At 31.6% G+C, this 19,935-nt stretch carries 21 protein-coding genes and 1 riboswitch; of the genes, 15 read left to right on the forward strand and 6 right to left on the reverse strand.

Annotation, left to right across the window (positions count from 1 at the left end; all coding sequences use genetic code 11):
* Nucleotides 1–6 precede the first annotated feature (6 nt).
* Together RCG18_RS13960 and RCG18_RS13965 are read right to left on the reverse strand one after the other, a co-directional pair.
* Entirely contained in the window at nucleotides 7–654 is a 648-nt protein-coding gene (locus tag RCG18_RS13960) for a 3-oxoacid CoA-transferase subunit B (protein WP_308041859.1), read from the reverse strand.
* A gap of 13 nt (nucleotides 655–667) precedes the next feature.
* Complete coding sequence (locus tag RCG18_RS13965; RefSeq protein ID WP_308041860.1) at nucleotides 668–1,384, reverse strand: CoA transferase subunit A; 717 nt, start codon at nucleotides 1,382–1,384, stop codon at nucleotides 668–670.
* A 454-nt stretch (nucleotides 1,385–1,838) separates the two neighbouring features.
* On the opposite strand from RCG18_RS13965, the gene RCG18_RS13970 reads away from it, so the two are divergent.
* Both RCG18_RS13970 and RCG18_RS13975 read left to right on the forward strand, forming a co-directional pair.
* Nucleotides 1,839–3,263: a sigma 54-interacting transcriptional regulator gene (locus RCG18_RS13970; protein WP_308041861.1), complete on the forward strand. Its 1,425-nt coding sequence runs from the start codon at nucleotides 1,839–1,841 to the stop codon at nucleotides 3,261–3,263.
* 87 nt (nucleotides 3,264–3,350) lie between these two features.
* Nucleotides 3,351–4,175: a DUF817 domain-containing protein gene (locus tag RCG18_RS13975; RefSeq protein WP_308041862.1), complete on the forward strand. Its 825-nt coding sequence runs from the start codon at nucleotides 3,351–3,353 to the stop codon at nucleotides 4,173–4,175.
* 47 nt (nucleotides 4,176–4,222) lie between these two features.
* On the opposite strand, the gene RCG18_RS13980 is transcribed toward RCG18_RS13975, so the two are convergent.
* Nucleotides 4,223–5,038 (reverse strand): creatininase family protein, encoded by an 816-nt coding sequence (locus RCG18_RS13980; protein WP_308041863.1) that lies wholly within the window; start codon nucleotides 5,036–5,038, stop codon nucleotides 4,223–4,225.
* Between the two features lie 311 nt (nucleotides 5,039–5,349).
* Here RCG18_RS13980 and RCG18_RS13985 point away from each other — a divergent pair, with 311 nt between their 5' ends.
* From RCG18_RS13985 to RCG18_RS14030, 11 genes are all read left to right on the forward strand, one after another.
* Nucleotides 5,350–6,672: a PRD domain-containing protein gene (locus RCG18_RS13985; protein ID WP_308041864.1), complete on the forward strand. Its 1,323-nt coding sequence runs from the start codon at nucleotides 5,350–5,352 to the stop codon at nucleotides 6,670–6,672.
* Entirely contained in the window at nucleotides 6,633–7,259 is a 627-nt protein-coding gene (locus RCG18_RS13990) for a PTS sugar transporter subunit IIA (protein WP_308041865.1), read from the forward strand. Before RCG18_RS13985 ends, RCG18_RS13990 begins: the two co-directional genes overlap by 40 nt.
* Before the next feature lie 44 nt (nucleotides 7,260–7,303).
* Entirely contained in the window at nucleotides 7,304–7,924 is a 621-nt protein-coding gene (locus tag RCG18_RS13995; protein ID WP_308041866.1) for an RDD family protein, read from the forward strand.
* A 74-nt stretch (nucleotides 7,925–7,998) separates the two neighbouring features.
* On the forward strand, nucleotides 7,999–8,322 hold the full coding sequence (locus RCG18_RS14000) for a PTS lactose/cellobiose transporter subunit IIA (RefSeq protein ID WP_374119099.1): 324 nt from the start codon (nucleotides 7,999–8,001) through the stop codon (nucleotides 8,320–8,322).
* Between the two features lie 59 nt (nucleotides 8,323–8,381).
* Complete coding sequence (locus RCG18_RS14005; protein ID WP_308041867.1) at nucleotides 8,382–8,705, forward strand: PTS sugar transporter subunit IIB; 324 nt, start codon at nucleotides 8,382–8,384, stop codon at nucleotides 8,703–8,705.
* Between the two features lie 63 nt (nucleotides 8,706–8,768).
* Entirely contained in the window at nucleotides 8,769–10,133 is a 1,365-nt protein-coding gene (locus tag RCG18_RS14010) for a PTS sugar transporter subunit IIC (RefSeq protein WP_308041868.1), read from the forward strand.
* 13 nt (nucleotides 10,134–10,146) lie between these two features.
* Nucleotides 10,147–10,674 carry a GrdB-related putative oxidoreductase gene (locus RCG18_RS14015; protein ID WP_374119100.1) on the forward strand — a complete coding sequence of 176 codons (528 nt, stop codon included), beginning with the start codon at nucleotides 10,147–10,149 and terminating at the stop codon, nucleotides 10,672–10,674.
* A 99-nt stretch (nucleotides 10,675–10,773) separates the two neighbouring features.
* On the forward strand, nucleotides 10,774–11,730 hold the full coding sequence (locus RCG18_RS14020) for a N(4)-(beta-N-acetylglucosaminyl)-L-asparaginase (RefSeq protein WP_308041869.1): 957 nt from the start codon (nucleotides 10,774–10,776) through the stop codon (nucleotides 11,728–11,730).
* 7 nt (nucleotides 11,731–11,737) lie between these two features.
* The gene (locus RCG18_RS29060) at nucleotides 11,738–12,352 is read left to right on the forward strand and encodes a Sapep family Mn(2+)-dependent dipeptidase (RefSeq protein WP_374119101.1); all 615 of its coding nucleotides are present in this window, start codon (nucleotides 11,738–11,740) and stop codon (nucleotides 12,350–12,352) included.
* Nucleotides 12,353–12,453: 101 nt separating this feature from the next.
* A complete protein-coding gene (locus RCG18_RS29065; protein WP_374119103.1) occupies nucleotides 12,454–12,855 on the forward strand; it encodes a M20/M25/M40 family metallo-hydrolase in 402 nt (133 codons plus the stop codon).
* Nucleotides 12,848–13,594 (forward strand): copper homeostasis protein CutC, encoded by a 747-nt coding sequence (locus tag RCG18_RS14030; protein ID WP_308041870.1) that lies wholly within the window; start codon nucleotides 12,848–12,850, stop codon nucleotides 13,592–13,594. Before RCG18_RS29065 ends, RCG18_RS14030 begins: the two co-directional genes overlap by 8 nt.
* A 120-nt stretch (nucleotides 13,595–13,714) precedes the next feature.
* Here the strand turns inward: RCG18_RS14030 and RCG18_RS14035 are convergent, their stop codons facing one another.
* The 3 genes from RCG18_RS14035 to RCG18_RS14045 all read right to left on the reverse strand — a co-directional run bounded on the left by RCG18_RS14035 (nucleotide 13,715) and on the right by RCG18_RS14045 (nucleotide 16,847).
* Nucleotides 13,715–14,956, reverse strand: a complete 1,242-nt coding sequence (locus RCG18_RS14035; protein WP_308041871.1) for an MFS transporter — start codon at nucleotides 14,954–14,956, stop codon at nucleotides 13,715–13,717.
* Between the two features lie 241 nt (nucleotides 14,957–15,197).
* Nucleotides 15,198–16,553, reverse strand: a complete 1,356-nt coding sequence (locus RCG18_RS14040) for a PFL family protein (protein ID WP_308042031.1) — start codon at nucleotides 16,551–16,553, stop codon at nucleotides 15,198–15,200.
* A gap of 24 nt (nucleotides 16,554–16,577) precedes the next feature.
* Complete coding sequence (locus RCG18_RS14045; RefSeq protein WP_308041872.1) at nucleotides 16,578–16,847, reverse strand: ACT domain-containing protein; 270 nt, start codon at nucleotides 16,845–16,847, stop codon at nucleotides 16,578–16,580.
* 143 nt (nucleotides 16,848–16,990) lie between these two features.
* A riboswitch (glycine riboswitch) is annotated at nucleotides 16,991–17,084 on the reverse strand.
* A gap of 381 nt (nucleotides 17,085–17,465) precedes the next feature.
* Between RCG18_RS14045 and thrC the strand changes: the two genes are divergently transcribed.
* Together thrC and thrB are read left to right on the forward strand one after the other, a co-directional pair.
* On the forward strand, nucleotides 17,466–18,947 hold the full coding sequence (gene thrC, locus RCG18_RS14050; protein WP_308041873.1) for a threonine synthase: 1,482 nt from the start codon (nucleotides 17,466–17,468) through the stop codon (nucleotides 18,945–18,947).
* Nucleotides 18,948–18,956: 9 nt separating this feature from the next.
* The gene (gene thrB, locus RCG18_RS14055; protein ID WP_308041874.1) at nucleotides 18,957–19,865 is read left to right on the forward strand and encodes a homoserine kinase; all 909 of its coding nucleotides are present in this window, start codon (nucleotides 18,957–18,959) and stop codon (nucleotides 19,863–19,865) included.
* The last annotated feature ends 70 nt before the right edge of the window (nucleotides 19,866–19,935 follow it).

Raw genomic sequence — 19,935 nt, forward strand, 5'->3', positions numbered from 1 at the left:
ATTATACTACATAAGGCCAATTTTTTCAGGAATAATTAATTCAGCTTCTGTGCTTTTTACTACATCTTCTACGCTTACTCCAGGAGCAACTTCTTTTAGCATTAGTCCATCTTTTGAAACTTCAATAACTGCTTTTTCAGTTATTATTAGATTTACAACACCAGCAGCGGAAAGAGGAAGAGTGCATTTTTTGAGAATCTTAGGGTTACCTTCTTTATCAGTATGGGTCATTGCTACAATTACCTTTCTAGCGCCAACTAATAAATCCATTCCACCACCCATACCCGGAACGAACTTACCAGGTATCTTCCAGTTAGCTATATTTCCTTGTTGATCTACTTCAAGAGCTCCTAATACAGTAGCATCCACATGTCCACCTCTTATAATAGCGAAAGATAAGGATAAGTCGAAGGCAGATGCACCAGCAAGCATAGTTATAGGTTCACCACCTGCATTACCTAAATCAGGATCAGATTCTCCAAGTTTAGGCTTAGGGCCAAATAATAAACCACCGTTTTCGGTTTGTAAAATTACGTTAACCCCTTCAGGTATATAATTAGCTGATGCTGTAGGAATTCCGAAGCCTAAATTTACAACCATTCCATCTTTAAACTCTTTTGCGATTCTTTGAGCTATAATTTCTCTTTCATTCATATTTATACCCCCATTATCTTAGTTTTTTGCTTTTTACCCATAAATCTTCAAAGGTCTTCTCTCTTTCTTCTAAGCTATGACCTTGAATAATAATGTCAACGAAAATTCCAGGTGTACCTATTTCGTTATAAGAGAGTTCACCGGTTTCTACTATTTCATCAACTTCTGCTATAACTAAATCTGCAGCAGTGGCCATTACAGGATTTGAATTTAAAGCTGTTCCTCTATATTGAAGATTACCAAATTTATCTGCTTTGTGAGCTTTTATAATGGCTATATCCGCTTTTAATGGAGGATATAACAAAAATTCCTTTCCATCTACTATAACTTTTTCGCGTCCATCTTCCATTTCAGTACCTAAGCCTGTAGGGGTTAACACTCCGCCTAAGCCAGCTCCAGCAGCTCGTATTCTTTCAATCCAGGTTCCCATTGGATTAAATTCTACCTGAACTTCATTGTTTATATATTGTTGCACAAGACAAGGGTCTGTTCCTATATGTGCTCCAATAAATTTTTTAATCTGTCTGTTTGTCGTAAGTCTTCCAATATCAAAGTTTCCACCAGGGTTAGCACCTACTACGCTTATGACAGTTAAGTCTTTCACAGCATTTTTTACTAGCTCGTCAATTATTCTCAGTGGTGCACCTACCCCTAAGAATCCGCCAATCATGACAGTTGACCCATCTTTAATATTTTTTACCGCATCTTCAACTTTTTGTATAATTGCCATTTTTTATCCCCCCATTAAAATAATTTCCCCATTGAATACCAGCTATAGAACTCCAACTTCTAGAAGAAGTGAGTTAATGGCTGCTAAGCTCTGGATTGATAGTTTATTATATTAGCAAGTAACATGCCAGAGCTTTACTATGAAGAACTTAAGATTTTCAATATAAGATTGTTATATACTAATATGCTCCAGTAACATTTTGTTACAGCTACATAAAAAATTCCCTTCTAAACTAAGCCTACTAGCATAGTTACAATGAGTAACAAAATGTTATTAAGCAACATTCTGTTACTTAATTTTATTTATAATAAAAAATTTCATTAGCAGCTAAAAACTTTTATCCGATGCCTAGAACTATGTTTATAGATTTGAAATAAACACAGCTCAATGATATACTTATAGACAATAGAAATTTGAAATTTATGGATATAAGATAATGTAATGAGGTGACGCTATGCTTGAAAATAACAATACCAGCCTTAAGGAAGAAGAAATTTCTAGTTTATTTACTTACATAACTTCGCTTATTTTTGATCAATTGCCTATACCCATTAACATTGTAGATAAAGATTGCAAAGTAATAGTTATGAATAAAGCATTTTTAAAGCTTCTTAACCTTAAACATGAAGATGTAGAAGGAAAATATTTATCAGAAATTGATCCTACAGTTAGACTACCTCTTGTATTAAAAACTGGACAAGCAGAGATAGGACAAAAACACAAATTCAAGGATGGTAGAGAATGTATTGTAGATAGGATTCCTCTTTTTTATCATAATAAGATAATTGGAGGATTAGGAATTATATCTATTGATGATGTGAGTTTTCTATATAATCTTTTAGTAGAAGATGACTTTACTAAAAGATTATCCTTATATAAAGATAGCAAAGTATCAGAAGTATATAATTCAAAATATACTTTCAATGATATTTTAACAAGTTCTTCAGCGGGATTGAGTTGCAAGAAAAAAGCTATTAAATATAGTGCTGTGGATTTTACAGTTTTAATTACTGGAGAAAGTGGAGTTGGAAAAGAGTTATTTGCCCACTCCATTCATAACGCTAGTCTACGAAAAGAAGGACCTTTTATACCAGTAAATTGTGCAGCTATACCGGAAACGCTTATAGAATCCGAACTTTTTGGATATGAAGAAGGAGCTTTTACAGGTGCTCAAAAATCCGGTAAAAAGGGTAAATTTGAGTTAGCTAATGGAGGCACCATTTTTCTCGATGAAATTGGAGAACTTCCACTAAACATGCAAACAAAGCTGTTAAGGGTTTTACAGGAAAAAGAATTAGAAAAAATGGGAAGTAATAAAAAGACTATTATAGATGTAAGAGTAATTGCTGCAACTAATGCTTTATTAGAGGATAAAGTAAAGCAGGGAAAATTTAGATTGGACTTATTTTATAGACTAAATGTATTAAATCTAAAAGTTCCTAGTCTTAGAGAAAGAGTAGAGGATATTCAGTTGCTTGGGGAGCATTTTGCAACTAAGTTATATCAAAAGCTAGGAACATATAAAATAATTCCAGATGAAATTATGAAGATTCTTAAATCCTATTCTTGGCCAGGAAATGTAAGAGAACTAAAAAATATTATTGAAAGTATTATTATAAATTCAGAGGATACTATCATTAAAATTGAGGATATTCCAGAATATATATTACAAAATGTACAAACACAACAAATGAAAAATTATCAACTAGATTGTTCTAAGAATTCAACTTTAAAGGATACATTAAAAGAAATAGAAATGAAAATTATATATGATACTTTGAAAAAATTTAATTATAACAGGAAAGAGACGTGCAAGGCTTTAGGTATTCCACGTATGACTCTTTACCGTAAACTAAATGAAAAGAATAATATTAAATAGAGGGAAAATGGATTTATGTTGATTTCAACAGGATAAATTAATATAATAGCAATATAAAATTAATAATTGTTTATGTTTTAAAAAATATTGAAAGAAGGAAAAGATTTGAAATATCTAAAATATCTAATTTACTTTGCAGCACAACAAGCAGTATCATGTGTTTTTCCAGTTGCAATATTTTTCATATTAGCAATTTCAAAGGTGATAAACATACCTTTTTTATATAGGTATGATTTTATTTTGATAGCCTGTGTAATTGTTCAAGTGATGATGGTTCATTTTAAATTAGAAACTATAGAAGAATTAAAAGTAATATCACTATTTCATATTATAGGTTTAGCGCTTGAATTATATAAGGTACATATGGGCTCTTGGGCTTATCCGGAGTATGCTATAACTAAGTTTGGGGGAGTTCCTCTATACAGTGGTTTTATGTATTCTAGTGTAGCAAGTTATATTTGCCAAGCATGGAGACGATTTGATCTAAAATTTATAAATTGGCCAAGCAATTATATTACTTATCCTTTAGCAGCTGTAATATATACTAACTTTTTTTCACATCACTATATACTGGATTTAAGATGGTTTATTGTACTAAGTCTATTTGTCATTTTTTTAAAGTCAAATGTAGAATTTAAAGTCTATAAAAAATGTTTTAAGATGCATCTTGTTCTCTCTTTTTTCTTAATTGGATTTTTTATATGGATAGCAGAAAATATATCAACATTTTTAGGAGCTTGGAAATACCCAAACCAAAGGGAAACATGGAATATGGTTCATTTACAAAAGATAAGTTCATGGTTTTTGCTGGTAATTATAAGTATAATAATTGTTGCTAATTTAAAATTGAAGCATTCCAGTAATGAAATTCATGATGATGATAGCTTTAGCAAAGTGAAACTTAAATATTAAAATTAGGGGCTATTATTCAAAAAAGAATATAGCCTCTAATTTTATTGCTATTTATTTTTTAGTAATTCTACTACAGAAGTGACAATAGAGTTTTTTAGTTGAGTTGCTATGTTAATATTATATTCAGAAGGAGAACCACAATAACCAGAAGGGGTGATTCTTCTTGCATACCCCCAGCCTTTACGCCAGATCTTAAAATCATCGGCAGTTGTTTTGGAAGAAGGTAAAGTATCTGCTGAAGCTTTATTAACCAGTTCAGGAAAATCTATAAGCATTAATCCAGTTTCTAAAGCTCCAGCGTGAAAATCTATATAATCACTACTCTTCATATCTCCTTTTGGCTTTACAGCTTTATATACAGCTAGAAAGCTTTCATCACCCTTTAGGTCGTAGCTAGAAAGCATAAAATCAGCAATTAGACTAAAGGCGTTTACACCATAATCTAGTCTTGCATCATTTATAGATTCAAAAATGGCATTGTAATGTTCAAAATCTCCGTGAAAATTGAATAAATAAATATGTTCAAAGCCCCAATTTTTCAAACACAATAAATTATCTACAAGCATAGATTTCATAGTGCTCCTTTTAACTGTAAAAGAGCCGCTAAAAGAACCTGTTACGCTATTTATTCCCCAATAAAATGGAGGGACAATGATGGCTCCGGTTCCTAATTTTTCAAGCTGTTTTTTCACTTCACTACAAATTGAATAACTTAAGTACACATCCGTTCCTAAGGGAAGATGAGGTCCATGTTCCTCAATAACTCCAATGGGAAACAAAACAATAGGGTTTTCTTTAGCTATTTTTTCTATATCGGAGTAATTCATATTTGCCATAGTGTCTTTAAAGATAGAATATTCCATAACATATGCCTCCAACTTAATAATTAAATTTTTATAGATATTTAAGTTTAAAAGGTAGTTTAAGCGCCTATAGCAATTCGAGCACCTAGACTGGATGCCCATAATTCTACAAATATAATTTTACTACAACATATTGATGCTATAAACACTAATGTAAAATTTTACCTAGGAATAAAAAGTAAAGGTTAGAAAAATTATAATAAAGCATTTTTTAAGTAGTTTAGATTTCCTAACATTAGGAAATCTATTGAAGATTACGTTTACAATAATAATGTATAATATTAGTCATAATAGTGGAGAAGGTGTATAAAATGTTGAATAAAAGACAAGAAAAAATTATTATGATTATGCAGGAAAGCAAAGATTGGATTTTGGGTAAAGAATTAGCTAAGGTTATGAGGGTATCAGGTAGAACTATTCGCAGCGATATTGCTCAAATAAATAATTTTTATGAAGATATATTAATTGAATCCAGTGTGAAACAAGGATATAGAATTAATGAAGATAAGTTTCTCAGTTTATATATTGAACCAGATGAAATTATTCCTCAGACTTCTGAAGAGCGATGTACATATATAATTAAGGAATTATTATTTAAGCAAAATGAGATTAATTTAATATCCTTGCAAAATAAAGTGTTTGTTTCTGATTACTCTATTGAAAACGATATTAAAAAAATTAAAAGGATGATTGAACCATATAAAAGCTTACGGTTAATAAGAAGTAAAAATTATGCTTCTTTAGTAGGTAAGGAAGAAGAAAAACGTAAATTATATAAACAGTTATTAGAAAAGGAGACAAAAGGGAATCTCCTAAATTTAAATAAAATAGCTTCTTTTTATAAAAGCTTTGATTTAATAGAGATAAAAGATATTTTAGAAGAAACATTTAAAAATTTTAATTATCGGGAACGTGAATTAGAGTTTACCATACTTATAGCTCATATTGGAATTGCTATAGAGCGCATTATGAAAAATAATTTTATTGAAGTAGATGAAAATACTGAAGAGTTAAAAAATTGTATAGAATATAAAATTGCAGAAGCGTTTTATAAAAAAGTAGCAAAAAAGATTAGAATTGAAGTTGTTGAAGATGAGATTATTCTATTAGCTTTACTACTGCTTGGGAAAAAGAGCACAGAGTATACTAATGACATACTAAAATATCAAATGAATTATTCTATTGGTGATTTAATAGAGGAAACATTAATTGACATAAAAAAAATATTTGATATTGATTTTACTCATGATATTGAATTAAAGAATGGTTTAACAATACATATTATGTCTTTAATAGAGCGCTATATAAAAAATATCGAAATAAATAATATGTACCTACAGGAACTCAAGCATAAATACCCATTAGTATTTGAAATGGGAGTTAATGTTTGTAAGCTATTAGAAGAAAAAATTCATATTAATATTAAGGAAAATGATATTGCATTTATTGCTATACATTTAGGAGCGGCCTGTGCTCGTAAAAATGTAACATATAAATGTAAGACTGTTATGATTTATCCTCGTAATGAAGCTTTATCAGACTTGTGTTTGGAAAAAGTCACTAGTAAGTTTGGGGAACGTATGGAGATTATTGAATGTATGAGCTTTTTGAAAAAAACGCAATTGATAGGTTGAAGCCAGATTTAATAATAACAACGCTTCCGCTAAAGCATGATTTACCTATTTTGACGGTAAACATTTCTTTATTTGTAAACTATAAAGATGAAAGCAGCATTTTTCAAGCGTTAAACAATCTAGATAGAATTAGATGTCAGGAAGAGTTTGAACTATTGGTGCTAAGGCTTATTAAAGAAGAGTTTTTTTATGTAAATATTGAGGTAGACAGCCATGTTGAACTAATTAGCAAGATGTGTGATAAGTTATATGAAAAAGGATATGTTAAAGAATCCTTTAAAAGCAGTGTATTGCAAAGGGAAGAAACGTCTTCCACATCTTTTAATTATGGATTTGCAATTCCTCACAGCCTTAATGAAAATTGTATAGATCGCTCAGCTTTAAGTATTGCAATTTTAGACAAGCCAATTAAATGGGGGGATTTTGATGTACAGCTTGTAATTCTTTTCGCTATTAATAACAGTGACCGTAAAGTGCTAAAGATATTTTTTGATTGGTTAAGCAATGTGATTTCAAATTCTAACCAATTTGCTAAGTTATTAGAAGTTAGTAATTATAAAGAATTCATAGACAAAATATTACAATAACAATTTAAAGAGATATATATAAAATATTGTAGAAGGAAAATATAATGAGGCTATTCATTATAAAAGGTAAAAGTATGAAAAAAGAAAAAAGATTAGATTATAAAATTAAACCTAAAGGTACTGGTAATGTGCCTCACTGGAAACGTTTTGTAGGTTATATGATTGATTGGTATGTGGGGTACATTTTCACATGTTTACCTATGGTATTAATATATATGAAAATAACCAACAGTCAAAATTTCAATATTAATTTGCTTGAATATCCTAAACAATATGCATTATTAGCAGGAAATTTAGGATTATTATTTGCATTATTTTATTATGTAATTGTTCCATTAAAGGTTTGGAAAGGACAAACCTTAGGAAAACGCTTTTGTCATTTTAAAATTGTTAAGTTAGATGGAAATGATGTTTTAGCGAAGGAAGTATTTTTAAGGCAAGTTGTTGGTATTTTTTTAGTAGAAAGTACATTGTTTTTCCCAAGTAAGTTATTTGAACAAGTACTGTCAATAGTAAGCAATATAACTTTCTTTAGCTTAATAATATATGTAGGCATGGCTATAACTATTTTATCTAGTTTTTTTGTTTTATATAGGAAGGATCAAAGGGCTATTCATGATTTAATTTCTAATACTACAGTTATTAATATTGGAAGGGCTTCCTAATAGTAGGAAGGAACCTTAAAATAAATATCAGTTTTATAAGTATATAATTAATATACAAGCAAGGAGGAGATATTATGGACGAGTTAGAGTTAGCATGTTTTCAAATTATTTCAGCAGCAGGTGTGGCCAAAAGTAGCTATATTGAAGCAATTCAAGAGGCTAAGAAAGGTAATATTGAAAAAGCAAAAGATTGCATTAAAACAGGGGAAGCGTCCTCTACCCAAGGTCATGATGTACATAATAGATTACTTCAGGAAGAAGCAAGTTCCACTGTATTAGGCACAAGTTTATTATTAGTACATGCAGAAGATCAATTAATGTCAGCAGAAAATTTAAAGATTGTATCAATTGAATTAATTGAAGTTTATGAACGTTTAAGGGTTTTAGAAAATAAGTAATCTAAAAATATTATTTTTAGGATTAAAACTAATTAATATGGTGAAAAGGAAGTATTAAGATGAAAAAGATTTATTTATTTTGCTCACAAGGAATGTCAACAAGTATATTAGCAAGTAAAATGCAGACTATTGCTAATGAACATTCACTACCAGTTGAGGTAAAGGCTTTTCCATATAACACACTGGATGAAATCGTTAAAAAACATAAACCAGATTGTATTTTACTAGGACCACAGGTGAAATATTTGTATGAAAAAACAGTAAAGGATTTCGGAGAAACAGATGTTTCAATTGCTGTTATTGACCCTACAGATTATGGTATGATGAATGCTTTAAAGGTTTTAAAAAGTGCGGTGAAACTAATTAAAAATGTGAATAAGTAATTATTTAAAAATGGCCATTATAAAGTATTGCTTGATATAAATAATAATGAAGAGGTGAAAGCTATGTTAAAGTGGTTAGAAAAAGTATTGATGCCAATGGCTGAAGCAATTGGTAGAAACAAATATTTAATTTCAATACGTGATGGTTTCTTGGTATCAACACCATTGCTAATAGTAGGATCCTTATTCCTATTAGTTGCAAACTTTCCAATTCCAGCTTGGACTAAATGGTTAGAATCTGTACATGTTAATGGAACTACATTAGCTAATTATTTGCAAAAACCATCAGATGCAACATTCTCAATTATGGCTATATTTGCTGTAATGGGGATAGGATATTCCTTTGCTAAACAAATAAAAACAAGTGGTATTTTTGGAGCTGCGGTATCTATTATGTCTTGGTTTTTAGTTATGCCCTATGGTGTATCTGGAAAAGTTGCTGTTAAAGGTGTTGAAGGCAAAGTAGATGTATTTTTATCTTCAGGACTTCCACTTGGATGGGTAGGGGCTAAAGGTATATTTATTGGTATTATTTGTGCTTTCTTATCTGTAAACATTTACTCATATGTTGAACGTAAAGGTTGGATAATTAAGATGCCCGCTGGAGTTCCACCAACGGTTGAACAATCCTTTGCAGCTTTAATACCTGCAGGTATGGTTATAACTATATTCTTTGCAATCAACTTGGTTTTTGGATTCTTTGGAACAGATGTGTTTGTAATTGTATTTAAGTTCTTACAGCTGCCACTTATGAATTTAGGTGATACATTAGGTGCCATGGTTACTGCATATATTTTCTTACATTTATTCTGGTTCTTTGGTGTAAATGGTGGGTCTGTAGTAGGTGCAGTGTATAATCCTATTCTTCAAACATTAACAGCTGAAAACTTAGAGTTCTTTAAAAATGGTTCTGGACAAGGTCATATCATTTGTCAACAATTCCAAGATTTATTTGCTACTTTCGGGGGCTGTGGTTCTACATTATCCTTATTAATTGCAATGTTATTATTTTGTAAATCTAAACGTATTAAGGAGCTTGGAAAGTTAGCATTAGTTCCAGGTATATTTGGAATCAATGAACCAATCGTATTTGGTTTACCAATTGTGTTGAATCCACTAATACTAGTTCCATTTATGCTAGTTCCAACACTCAACATTGTTATTTCATATATGGCAATGAAAATGGGATTTGTTCCTATTTGTAATGGAGTAAATATCCCTTGGACAACCCCAATTATTATTTCAGGATTCTTGGCTACAAATGCAGTAGGTGCACTGCTTCAAGCTGCATTATTAATTCTAGGCGTATTTATTTATATGCCATTTATTAAGATAATGGATAAACAATATTTAATTGAAGAAGCTAAAGCATCAAAGGAAGATGAAGAAGATATTTCTTTAGAAGATTTATCCTTTGACGACTTATAGGAGATGAGAAAATATGTCGATTAAGATAGTAATGATTTATGATCAGATTCAAGCTGGAGCAGGTACCAAAGACGATAAAATGGTACCATTAAGTGGGAAAAAAGAAGCTATAGGACCGGCAATTATGATGGAGCCATATTTAAAGAAAATTGATAGCAGAGTAATTGCTTGCCTATATTGTGGAAATGGTACTTATTTAGCGAACCCTGATGAAGTTTCTAGGAAGCTTTGTGCTATGGTGAATAAAATACAACCAGATGTAGTGATCTGTGGACCTGCATTTAACTTTAAGGATTATGCTAGCATGGCAGCAAAGGTTGCTTATGATATTAATAAAACCACAAATGTACCGGCTTTTGCGGCAATGTCTGTTGAAAATAAAGAAACAATTGCAAGCTATAAAGATAAAGTAAATATTGTAATTACGCCTAAAAAGGGTGGTATAGGCTTAAATGAAGCATTAGATAACATGTGTCATTTGGCTAAAGCTTTAGCTAGCAAAGAAGAGGCTGCAGAGTTAGTAAAAAAGATATGCTTTTAAATAGAAAAAATCACTAATTAAATTAGTGGTTTTTTCATATATGTTAAAAAGATAGATGGTCATATCTAGTAGACTATTTACAGTAAAGGAGATAATAATATGTATGGAATTATTGGAACTTGGCGTATGGCTATTGAAGGTATTACAAAAGGAAGAGAAATTTTGGAGAAGGAGGGTTCTGCAGGGGATGCAATAGAAACTGCAGTTAAAGAAGTAGAGAACTTTGAATTTTATAAGTCTGTAGGTTATGGAGGACTTCCAAATGAAGAAATGGAAGTAGAATTAGATGCAGCATATATGGATGGTACTACCTTTGATATAGGAGCAGTTGCTGCAATTAAAGATTTTGCTAATCCAATTAGCATTGCAAGACGGTTAAGTAAAGAAAAAGTAAATAACTTACTGGCAGCAGAAGGAGCAGAAAGATTTGCTCATAAAGAAGGCTTTGAACGTAAAAACATGTTAACAGAACGTGCAAAGATTCACTATTATAATCGTGTTAAAGAAATAAAAGAGCAAGAAATAAAACCTTATAGTGGACATGATACTGTAGGTATGGTATGTCTTGATAAAAATGGTGATATGACAGCGGCTACTTCAACAAGTGGTTTATTTATGAAAAAAAAGGGCAGGATAGGTGATTCACCTATATGTGGTTCTGGCTTTTACGTAGACTCAAAAGTAGGTGGAGCTAGTGCTACAGGTTTAGGAGAAGACTTAATGAAGGGATGCATTTCTTATGAAATTGTACGTTTAATGAAAGAAGGATATCATCCTCAAGAAGCTTGTGAAATAGCTGTAAATAATTTTGACAAAGAGCTTAGAGAAAGAAGAGGTAAAGCGGGAGATTTATCATTAATTGCTATGAATAATAAGGGAGAATGGGGAGTTGCTACAAACATCGAAGGCTTTTCTTTTGTAGTAACTACTGAAGAACAAGAGCCAATTGTATATTTAACAAAAAATACAAATGGAAAATGCTATCATGAGGTGGCAAGTGAGGAGTGGTTAGATAATTATATAAAGACAAGAACTGCTCCATTGGTTAGAAAGTGAGGCTAAAATGAAAGATTCCATTTTAAATAAAATTGATGAATTAAAGAAACAAATTATTGATGATATTATAGAGTTAGTTAAAATCAATAGTGTAGAGGATGAACCACAAGAGGGAATGCCGTTTGGTAAGGAAATTAATAATTGCTTACTTAAAGCGTTAAAAATTTCTGCTAAGCTTGGATTTAAAACTAAAAACTTAGATGGATATGTAGGTTATGCACAATTAGGGGAAGGCGACGATTATATAGGAGTAATAGGACACCTAGATGTAGTACCTGTAGGAGATGGATGGGTTAAACCGCCTTTTAGTGGATACATAAGAGATGAGAGAATTTATTCTAGGGGAATTTTAGATAATAAAGGTCCAATTATGTCATGTTTATATGCTTTATATGTATGTAAAGAATGCGGCGTAGTTTTTAATAAACCGATTCGTATTATATTTGGAACTAATGAAGAATCAGGAATGAAGGATATTGAGTATTATTTAACACAGGAAAAACCACCAATAATGGGATGGACTCCAGATTGTAAATATCCAGTTGTTTATGGTGAACGAGGTAGAGCTAAATTTAAGATAGTAGCTGACCCAATATATTTAAATGAGTTTTTTGTTTTTTAACGGAGTATTTTCTAAAAGGCGAAGGCAATGGAAGTCGTTTAGGTATTGGTTATGTTGATGATGAATTTGGAAAAATGCAGATCCGTGGGTTAGAACTAAGAATGGAAAAGGATAAATGTGTATTTGATTTTACTTTAAGTTACCCAGCAGTTGTAACCTTAACTGAAATTACAAATCAAATAAAATCAAAAATACCAGATAATTTGCTACTAGAATTAGTTAGCAACTATAATCCAGTGAAGTTTGAAAAGGAATGTTTTTTAGTAAAAAAACTTCAAGAAGCCTATGAAGAGATTACTGAACTTAATGGAACTCCAGTAACTACTACAGGAGGGACTTATGCAAAAGCAATGCCAAACATTGTTCCCTTTGGACCGAGTTTTCCAGGGCAAAAAGGGATTTCACATAATCCCAACGAGTGGATGGACATTAAAGATATTATTTTAAATGCTAAAATTTATGCATTAAGTTTTATAAAGTTAGCAGGTGAAAACTATGAGTAGAACAGTAGAAATATGTTGTGGAAGTTATTATGATTGTATACAAGCTTATAAAGGAAAGGCGGATAGGGTAGAGCTAAATAGCGCTTTATATATGGGAGGATTAACCCCTAGTATTGCTAGTCTTGTTTTAACCAAAAAAAATACAAATTTAAAGGTTATTTGTATGGCAAGACCAAGAGGAGCTGGCTTTTGTTATGGGAAGGAAGATTTTGAAACATTAGTATTGGATGTAAGAACTATGCTGGAGCATGGTGCAGATGGAATTGCATTTGGCTGCTTAAATGATAACGGAAATATTAATACTTTTCAAACAAAAGAGGTAGTGGAGGTAATTAAATCCTATGGTAAGGAAAAAGAGGCAGTATTTCATAGAGCCTTTGATTGCGTTAATGACCCTTATGAAGCAATAGAGACTTTAATTAGTCTACGTATAGATCGGGTTCTAACTAGTGGTTTGGAAGGGAAAGCCATTGATGGGTTAGAATTATTAAAGAGTCTGCAAGAAAAGCATGGAGATAAAATTGAAATACTAGTAGGTAGTGGAATTAATGCTAGTAATGCTAAAAAGATTATTGAGTATACTGGTGTTACTCAAGTACATAGCTCCTGCAAAGCATGGCTAAAAGATGAAACTACTACTAAAAATCATGTTAGTTATGCCTATAGTAAGGATGCATATGGTTATGACGTAGTAGATTCCAAAATAGTTGATAAATTGGTAAAAGTATGTAAAGCATAGTTTAGAAAAAATTAAGAGTTGCTGTATTAGAATTGCTTAAAACTGAAGCATTCTAGCAATGAAATTTGTGATGCATGATAAAAACTGTGTCCTAAGAGCTAAACCTGGAAGATTACGCTTCTATGTTGTAGGTTTAGCTCTTATTTTAAATATAATCATAAGCATAAAAACACAAACTAATGTTAAAGAGCCACATAGTACAAAAGCCCAGGCAGAGCCAATTTTGTCTGCGGCATAACCAGAAAATAGACTACCTAAAGGAGCACTTCCAGCGAATACAAGTGAATATACGCTCATAACCCTTCCTCTGTATTCATCCTTAGAGTTAACTTGCAGCGTTGAATTAGCAGTGGTAGAGAAATAAATATTGAAAAGTCCATTTATTACAAGGAAAATTGCTGCTGTATAATAAGTACGTGAAAATCCTATAAAAATAAGCATAACAGCAGTAATTATTGAACTTCCGAATAAAATTAGCTTCTTAGGTCCTGATTTACTTCTTAAGGAAACTGCAACTGCACCTATAAGGGAGCCTGCTCCAAGGGAGGACATTAAAAATCCGTATATTTTTTCCTGCTGATGAAGAATATTTTTTGTAAAAACAGGAATTAAAATATTATAATTAAAAACAAATACTCCAATTACAGTGACCATACAAACAGTTTCAAACAGAACAGAAGTATTAAAAATATATTTAAGACCATCCTTAATTTCTTTAAATATGTTGTTAGAAAAATTCTTTCTCACATAAGGTTTTGCTTTAATATATATGAGACCGCAAAGCACTGTTAAAAAGCTTAAGCCGTTTAGAAAAAAACACCAAGCTATGCCTATATAAGCCATAAGCAGTGCACCTATAGCAGGACCAATGATTCTAGCAAGATTGAAGGTAGCAGAGTTTAAAGCTATTGCATTCATTAAATCCTCTTTGCCTGCAATTTCAACTATAAAGGACTGTCTTGTAGGCATATCAATTGTATTTATGAATCCTAAAAAAAGTGCAAGAATTACAATATGATAGTATTTTATGCTGTGGGTAAATACTAGTGCAGACATTATAAAAGCCAAAAGCATTGATAATGTCTGTGTAATTAAAAGAATTTTTTTCTTTGGAAACCTGTCTATAGCAACTCCCGCGAATAGTGAGAAAAGCGTTATAGGTAAAAATTGCATTGTTCCTATAACCCCAAGTAAGAAAGGTGAACCTGTAAGTGAAAGTACAAGCCAAGATTGACTAACACTTTGAACCCAGGTACCAATAACAGATACGCATTGCCCAATCCAATAGTATCTAAAGTTTTTATGGGTAAGAGCATGAAAATTATCTTCTATAAACATTTTAAAATGATTTTTTAAATTCATATGTTATCGCCTTCTTTATTTATGTTTCATTTGAAAAATATGTCTAGATATACATATTCCCAATACGTGAAGATTATATCATATCTTCTTAAACTTTAACAAAAGTCAAATGAAAGCAAAAAACGGAGTGTAAAGTATTTCTATTAGTCAATACTATAAAATAATAGGTATAACAATATTAAATACTTATGTAAAAGAAAGAACATGGATTTGTATTGTAAACCCATGCCCTTTTGACTTTTTAATTTTTAAAGCTGTGAATTGGCGCAGGAATATGTCCGCCTCTGTTTATAAAATCTTCACTGGAAAATTTACTTACAGCCATTATAGGAGCTGTTCCTAAAAGTCCGCCAAATTCAGCTTCATCACCAACTGCTTTGCCGTAAACAGGTATTATTCTTACTGCAGTTGTCTTATTATTTATTACTCCAATAGCAGCCTCATCTGCAATAATTGCTGATATAGTTGATTCTGGAGTATCTCCAGGGATTCCTATCATATCAAGACCTACGGAACAAACACAAGTCATTGCTTCTAATTTTTCTAAATTTAAGGAACCAGATTTTACTGCAGCTATCATTCCTTCATCTTCACTTACAGGAATGAATGCACCACTAAGTCCACCTACTTGAGAAGCGGCCATTACACCACCTTTTTTAACTGCATCGTTTAATAGGGCTAAAGCAGCAGTAGTTCCATGGCATCCACAGCTTTCAAGTCCCATTTCTTCTAAAAGTCTTCCTACACTATCACCTATAGCTGGTGTTGGAGCAAGTGATAGGTCAACTACTCCGAAAGGAACATCTAGTCTTTTTGAAGCTTCCTGTGCTACAAATTGGACAAGTCTTGTTAGCTTGAATGCAGTTTTCTTTATTGTTTCTGAAACTACATCAAAGCTTTGTCCTTTTACTTGTTCAAGGGCAGATTTTACAACTCCTGGTCCGCTAACACCGACATTTATTATGCATTCAGCTTCTCCAACTCCATGAAATGCACCAGCCATAAATGGGTTGTCTTCTACTGCATTAGCAAATACTACAAGCTTAGCACAGCCTATACCGTCTGCATCCTTTGTAAGATAAGCAGCTTTTTTTATTATTCTTCCCATGTCTCTAACAGCATCCATGTTTATTCCAGATTTGCTATTTCCAACATTTACTGAGGAACAAACTTTTTTTGTAATAGCTAGAGCCTCAGGAATTGATTCTATAAGTATTTTGTCTCCTTTAGTGTATCCTTTTTGTACTAGAGCTGAAAATCCTCCTATAAAGTCAATTCCTAAAGCTTCAGCAGCTCTATCTAAAGTCTTAGCGAATTCAACATAATCAGTATCATCACAAGTTTGAGCAATAATAGATAAAGGAGTTACAGATACTCTTTTATTGACAATAGGTATTCCATATTCTGTTTCAATTTCTCTTCCAACCTTAACTAAGTTTTCTGCATATTTAGTTATTTTATCATAAATTTTAATTCTTGATTGCTTTCCATCACTATGGCAGCAATCTAAAAGAGATATACCCATTGTAATTGTTCTTATATCTAAATTTTGATCATCTACCATTTTTATTGTTTCCATTATATTGTTTAAATTAATCATTGCTTTAAAACTCCTTATAATTTAAATTTTGTACATTGAATTAAATATATCTTCTCGCTGAACTTTAATAGAAACATCTATTTCTGCAGCTTTATTTTCAAATTTAGTCTTTAAATCCTTAAATTCAAGCTGCATTTTTGACAAATCAACAAGCATTACCATAGTAAAGTAATCATCTATGAGAGTTTGATTAATATCTAAAATATTTACGTTGTTTTTAGATAATACAGAAGTTACTTCATGAATAATACCTACCTTATCTTTTCCTAGTACACTTACAAATGCTTTCATTTTTTATCTCTCCTTATGAAATTAAATTTTAAACAATTTACCCAGGTGTGTATCCATCGGACAAAATAAAAGAGACTAAATTTAAATTTAGTCTCTGGAAAGCAAGATTTTTGAAGCAAAAAATAAATAGTTATTTTTCTCGTTCAAAATCCCCTGTCCTTTTACCTGAGAGCTTCACCAAAATATATTTTGGCTTTCCCCTTCGGTGCTCAGTCGAGTCTCTCCAGAGGTTCGTCCAATAACGGTTTAATAAAATTATTCCGCTAAATTCATCCGATCCGTATTAAATTGTTTAATAGGATATTAACATAGACATCAATTTAAATCAATTTTCGAATTTTGTTTGTTTTTGCAATAAAAACGTTTTCAAACAGGAGATTCCTGCAAAAATCTTGCATTTTGAATTACAACTAAAACTTTTAATCTTTTCAGTTTTTAGAAGAATATAAACTTACCAATAAAATTGAAAAATAAGCAAATGTTAACGTTTAAATTTTATAATTTAGAAATGTACGTGAATAAAATACATTTGACTTTTGTGTGGAAACATTATAAAGTATTAATCATATTTGAGTTTTAAATCTAAATGACATTAATTGCAAAAAGGGGGCTAATACATTGTTGTATAGAAGTACTAGGGGGAACGGGAAAGTTGTGGGAGCATCTGCAGCAATAATTAGGGGCATAGCTGAAGATGGAGGACTATATGTACCAGAGGAATTTCCTAAAATTACAAAATCCTTTCAAGAGTTAGGGGATATGAACTATAGGGAACTTGCATTTTATATTATTAAAAAGTATTTTGATGATTTTAGCGATGATGAACTTAGAGAATGTATAGATAGAGCTTATGATGAAAAGTTTGAAAATTCTTATATAGCACCACTGAACTACAAAGCAGAGGCATATTTTTTAGAACTTTATCATGGAAAGACATTGGCATTTAAGGATATGGCACTAAGTATACTTCCCTATCTTTTAAAAACAGCAGTAAAGAAAATAGGCATAACAAAAGAAATAGTTATACTTACTGCTACATCCGGGGACACTGGAAAAGCTGCATTAGAAGGCTTTGATAGTGTTGATAAAACAAAGATTGTAGTTTTTTATCCAAAGGATGGGGTAAGTGAAATTCAAAAGAGACAAATGACTACTCAAGAAGGAAAAAATACTTTTGTAGTTGGTATAGAGGGTAATTTTGATGATGCGCAAAATGGAGTTAAGGAGATATTTAGTGACAAAGCCTTTAACGAATTATTAAATAAGAATAACTATATGCTTTCTTCTGCAAACTCCATAAATATAGGAAGGCTGGTGCCGCAGGTAGTCTATTATGTTTATTCATATGCAAAACTTTTAAAAGATAAAAAAATACAAGAAGGAGAAAGCATAAATGTAGTTGTACCAACAGGAAACTTTGGCAATATACTAGCGGCTTTCTATGCTAAAGCAATGGGGGTGCCACTAGGAAGATTAATTTGTGCATCTAACGAAAATAAAGTACTTACAGATTTCATAAACACCGGAATTTATGACAGAAGAAGAGAATTCTCTGTAACCAATTCTCCTTCCATGGATATTTTAATATCCAGCAATTTAGAAAGATTTCTATATGAAATAAGCGACAGAGATGAGCAACTTATAAATAATCTCATGAAACAACTTAAAGAAGAAGGTAAGTATGAGATAAATGAAGACATGAAAGAAAAGCTAAAGATATTATATGGGGACTTTGCTGATGAAAAAGAAACTCTTGCAGCAGTTAAAAAGGTCTATGAAACTTCAGAGTATGTTATAGATACACATACTGCAGTAGCCTATGAGGTTTATGAAAAATATAAGAAAAATACATATGATGATAGAGCTGCCGTAATAGCTTCTACTGCAAGTCCATTTAAGTTTCCAAGAAGTATAAATGAGGTTCTAAACTTTGCAAATAGTAGTACTTCAGATTTTGAGATGGTACAAATGCTATCTGAGAAGATGGGGGTGAAAATACCTAGGGGAATAGAGAGTTTAGATAAAAAAGAAATTCGTCATAAAGTAACATGTAAAAAGGATGAAATGAGAGAAGTAATTAAAAATTTTTTAGGGGAGTAGGTGATAGTTATGGTAGAAGTTAGAGTACCAGCAACAAGTGCTAATATGGGACCAGGCTTCGATTGTCTTGGAGTAGCAGTTAATATGTACAATAGATTTTATGTGGAGGAAATCGAAGAGGGACTTGTTTTCGAAGGTTGTGAAGATAAATTTAAAAATGAAGATAACCTGATATATGTCGCAATGAAAAGATGTTTCGAAAAGATAGGCTATAAACCTACCGGTTTAAGAATAAGAATAGAGAGCGATATACCTGTATGTAGAGGTCTTGGGAGCAGCGCTGCCTGTGTAGTAGGGGGAGTTATTTGTGCCAATGAATTAGCTGGAAGAGTTTTAAATAATCAAGAGCTCTTAGATTTGGCAGTGGAGGTTGAAGGTCATCCGGATAACATAAATCCAGCCTTCTGTGGGGGAATGACTGTTTCTATATCAGAAGGCAAAAAGGTTGTTTACAACAATGTAAGGGTTAAAGAAGGTATTAAATTTTGTGCACTTATACCTAATTTTACATTATCTACAGAAGAAGCCAGAGCAGTTTTACCTAAAAATATAGATTATAAGCAGGGGATTTTTAACGTAGGAAGAACTGCACTTTTGATATCAGCATTAAATAATGGGGATTTTCATTTAATCAAATATGCTTGCAAAGACAAGCTACATGAGAACTACAGAGCTCGGCTTATAGAAAATTTTTATTCTATAAAGGAAGAGTGTGAAAGACTTAATTGTTTGGGCGTATTTTTAAGTGGGGCAGGCCCAACAATTATGGTTATGCTTAAAGAAGAAGACAAGGAGTTTTGCAAAAATATTCAAAGCTTTTTAGAAAATTTACAAAGTAAGTGGAAAGTTAAAGAGCTTAATATAGACAATGAGGGTACTGTGGTAAATAATTTAGGGCAGCTAATCCAGTGTGGGTAAGCAGAGAACCAAAATCTTAAGCAGGCATCCAAAATCTTAAGTAGATATCCCAAATCTGTGATTTGGTGAT

It is taken from the genome of Clostridium sp. OS1-26, assembly GCF_030915445.1.
In the GTDB taxonomy this organism is placed as follows: domain Bacteria; phylum Bacillota; class Clostridia; order Clostridiales; family Clostridiaceae; genus Clostridium_AM.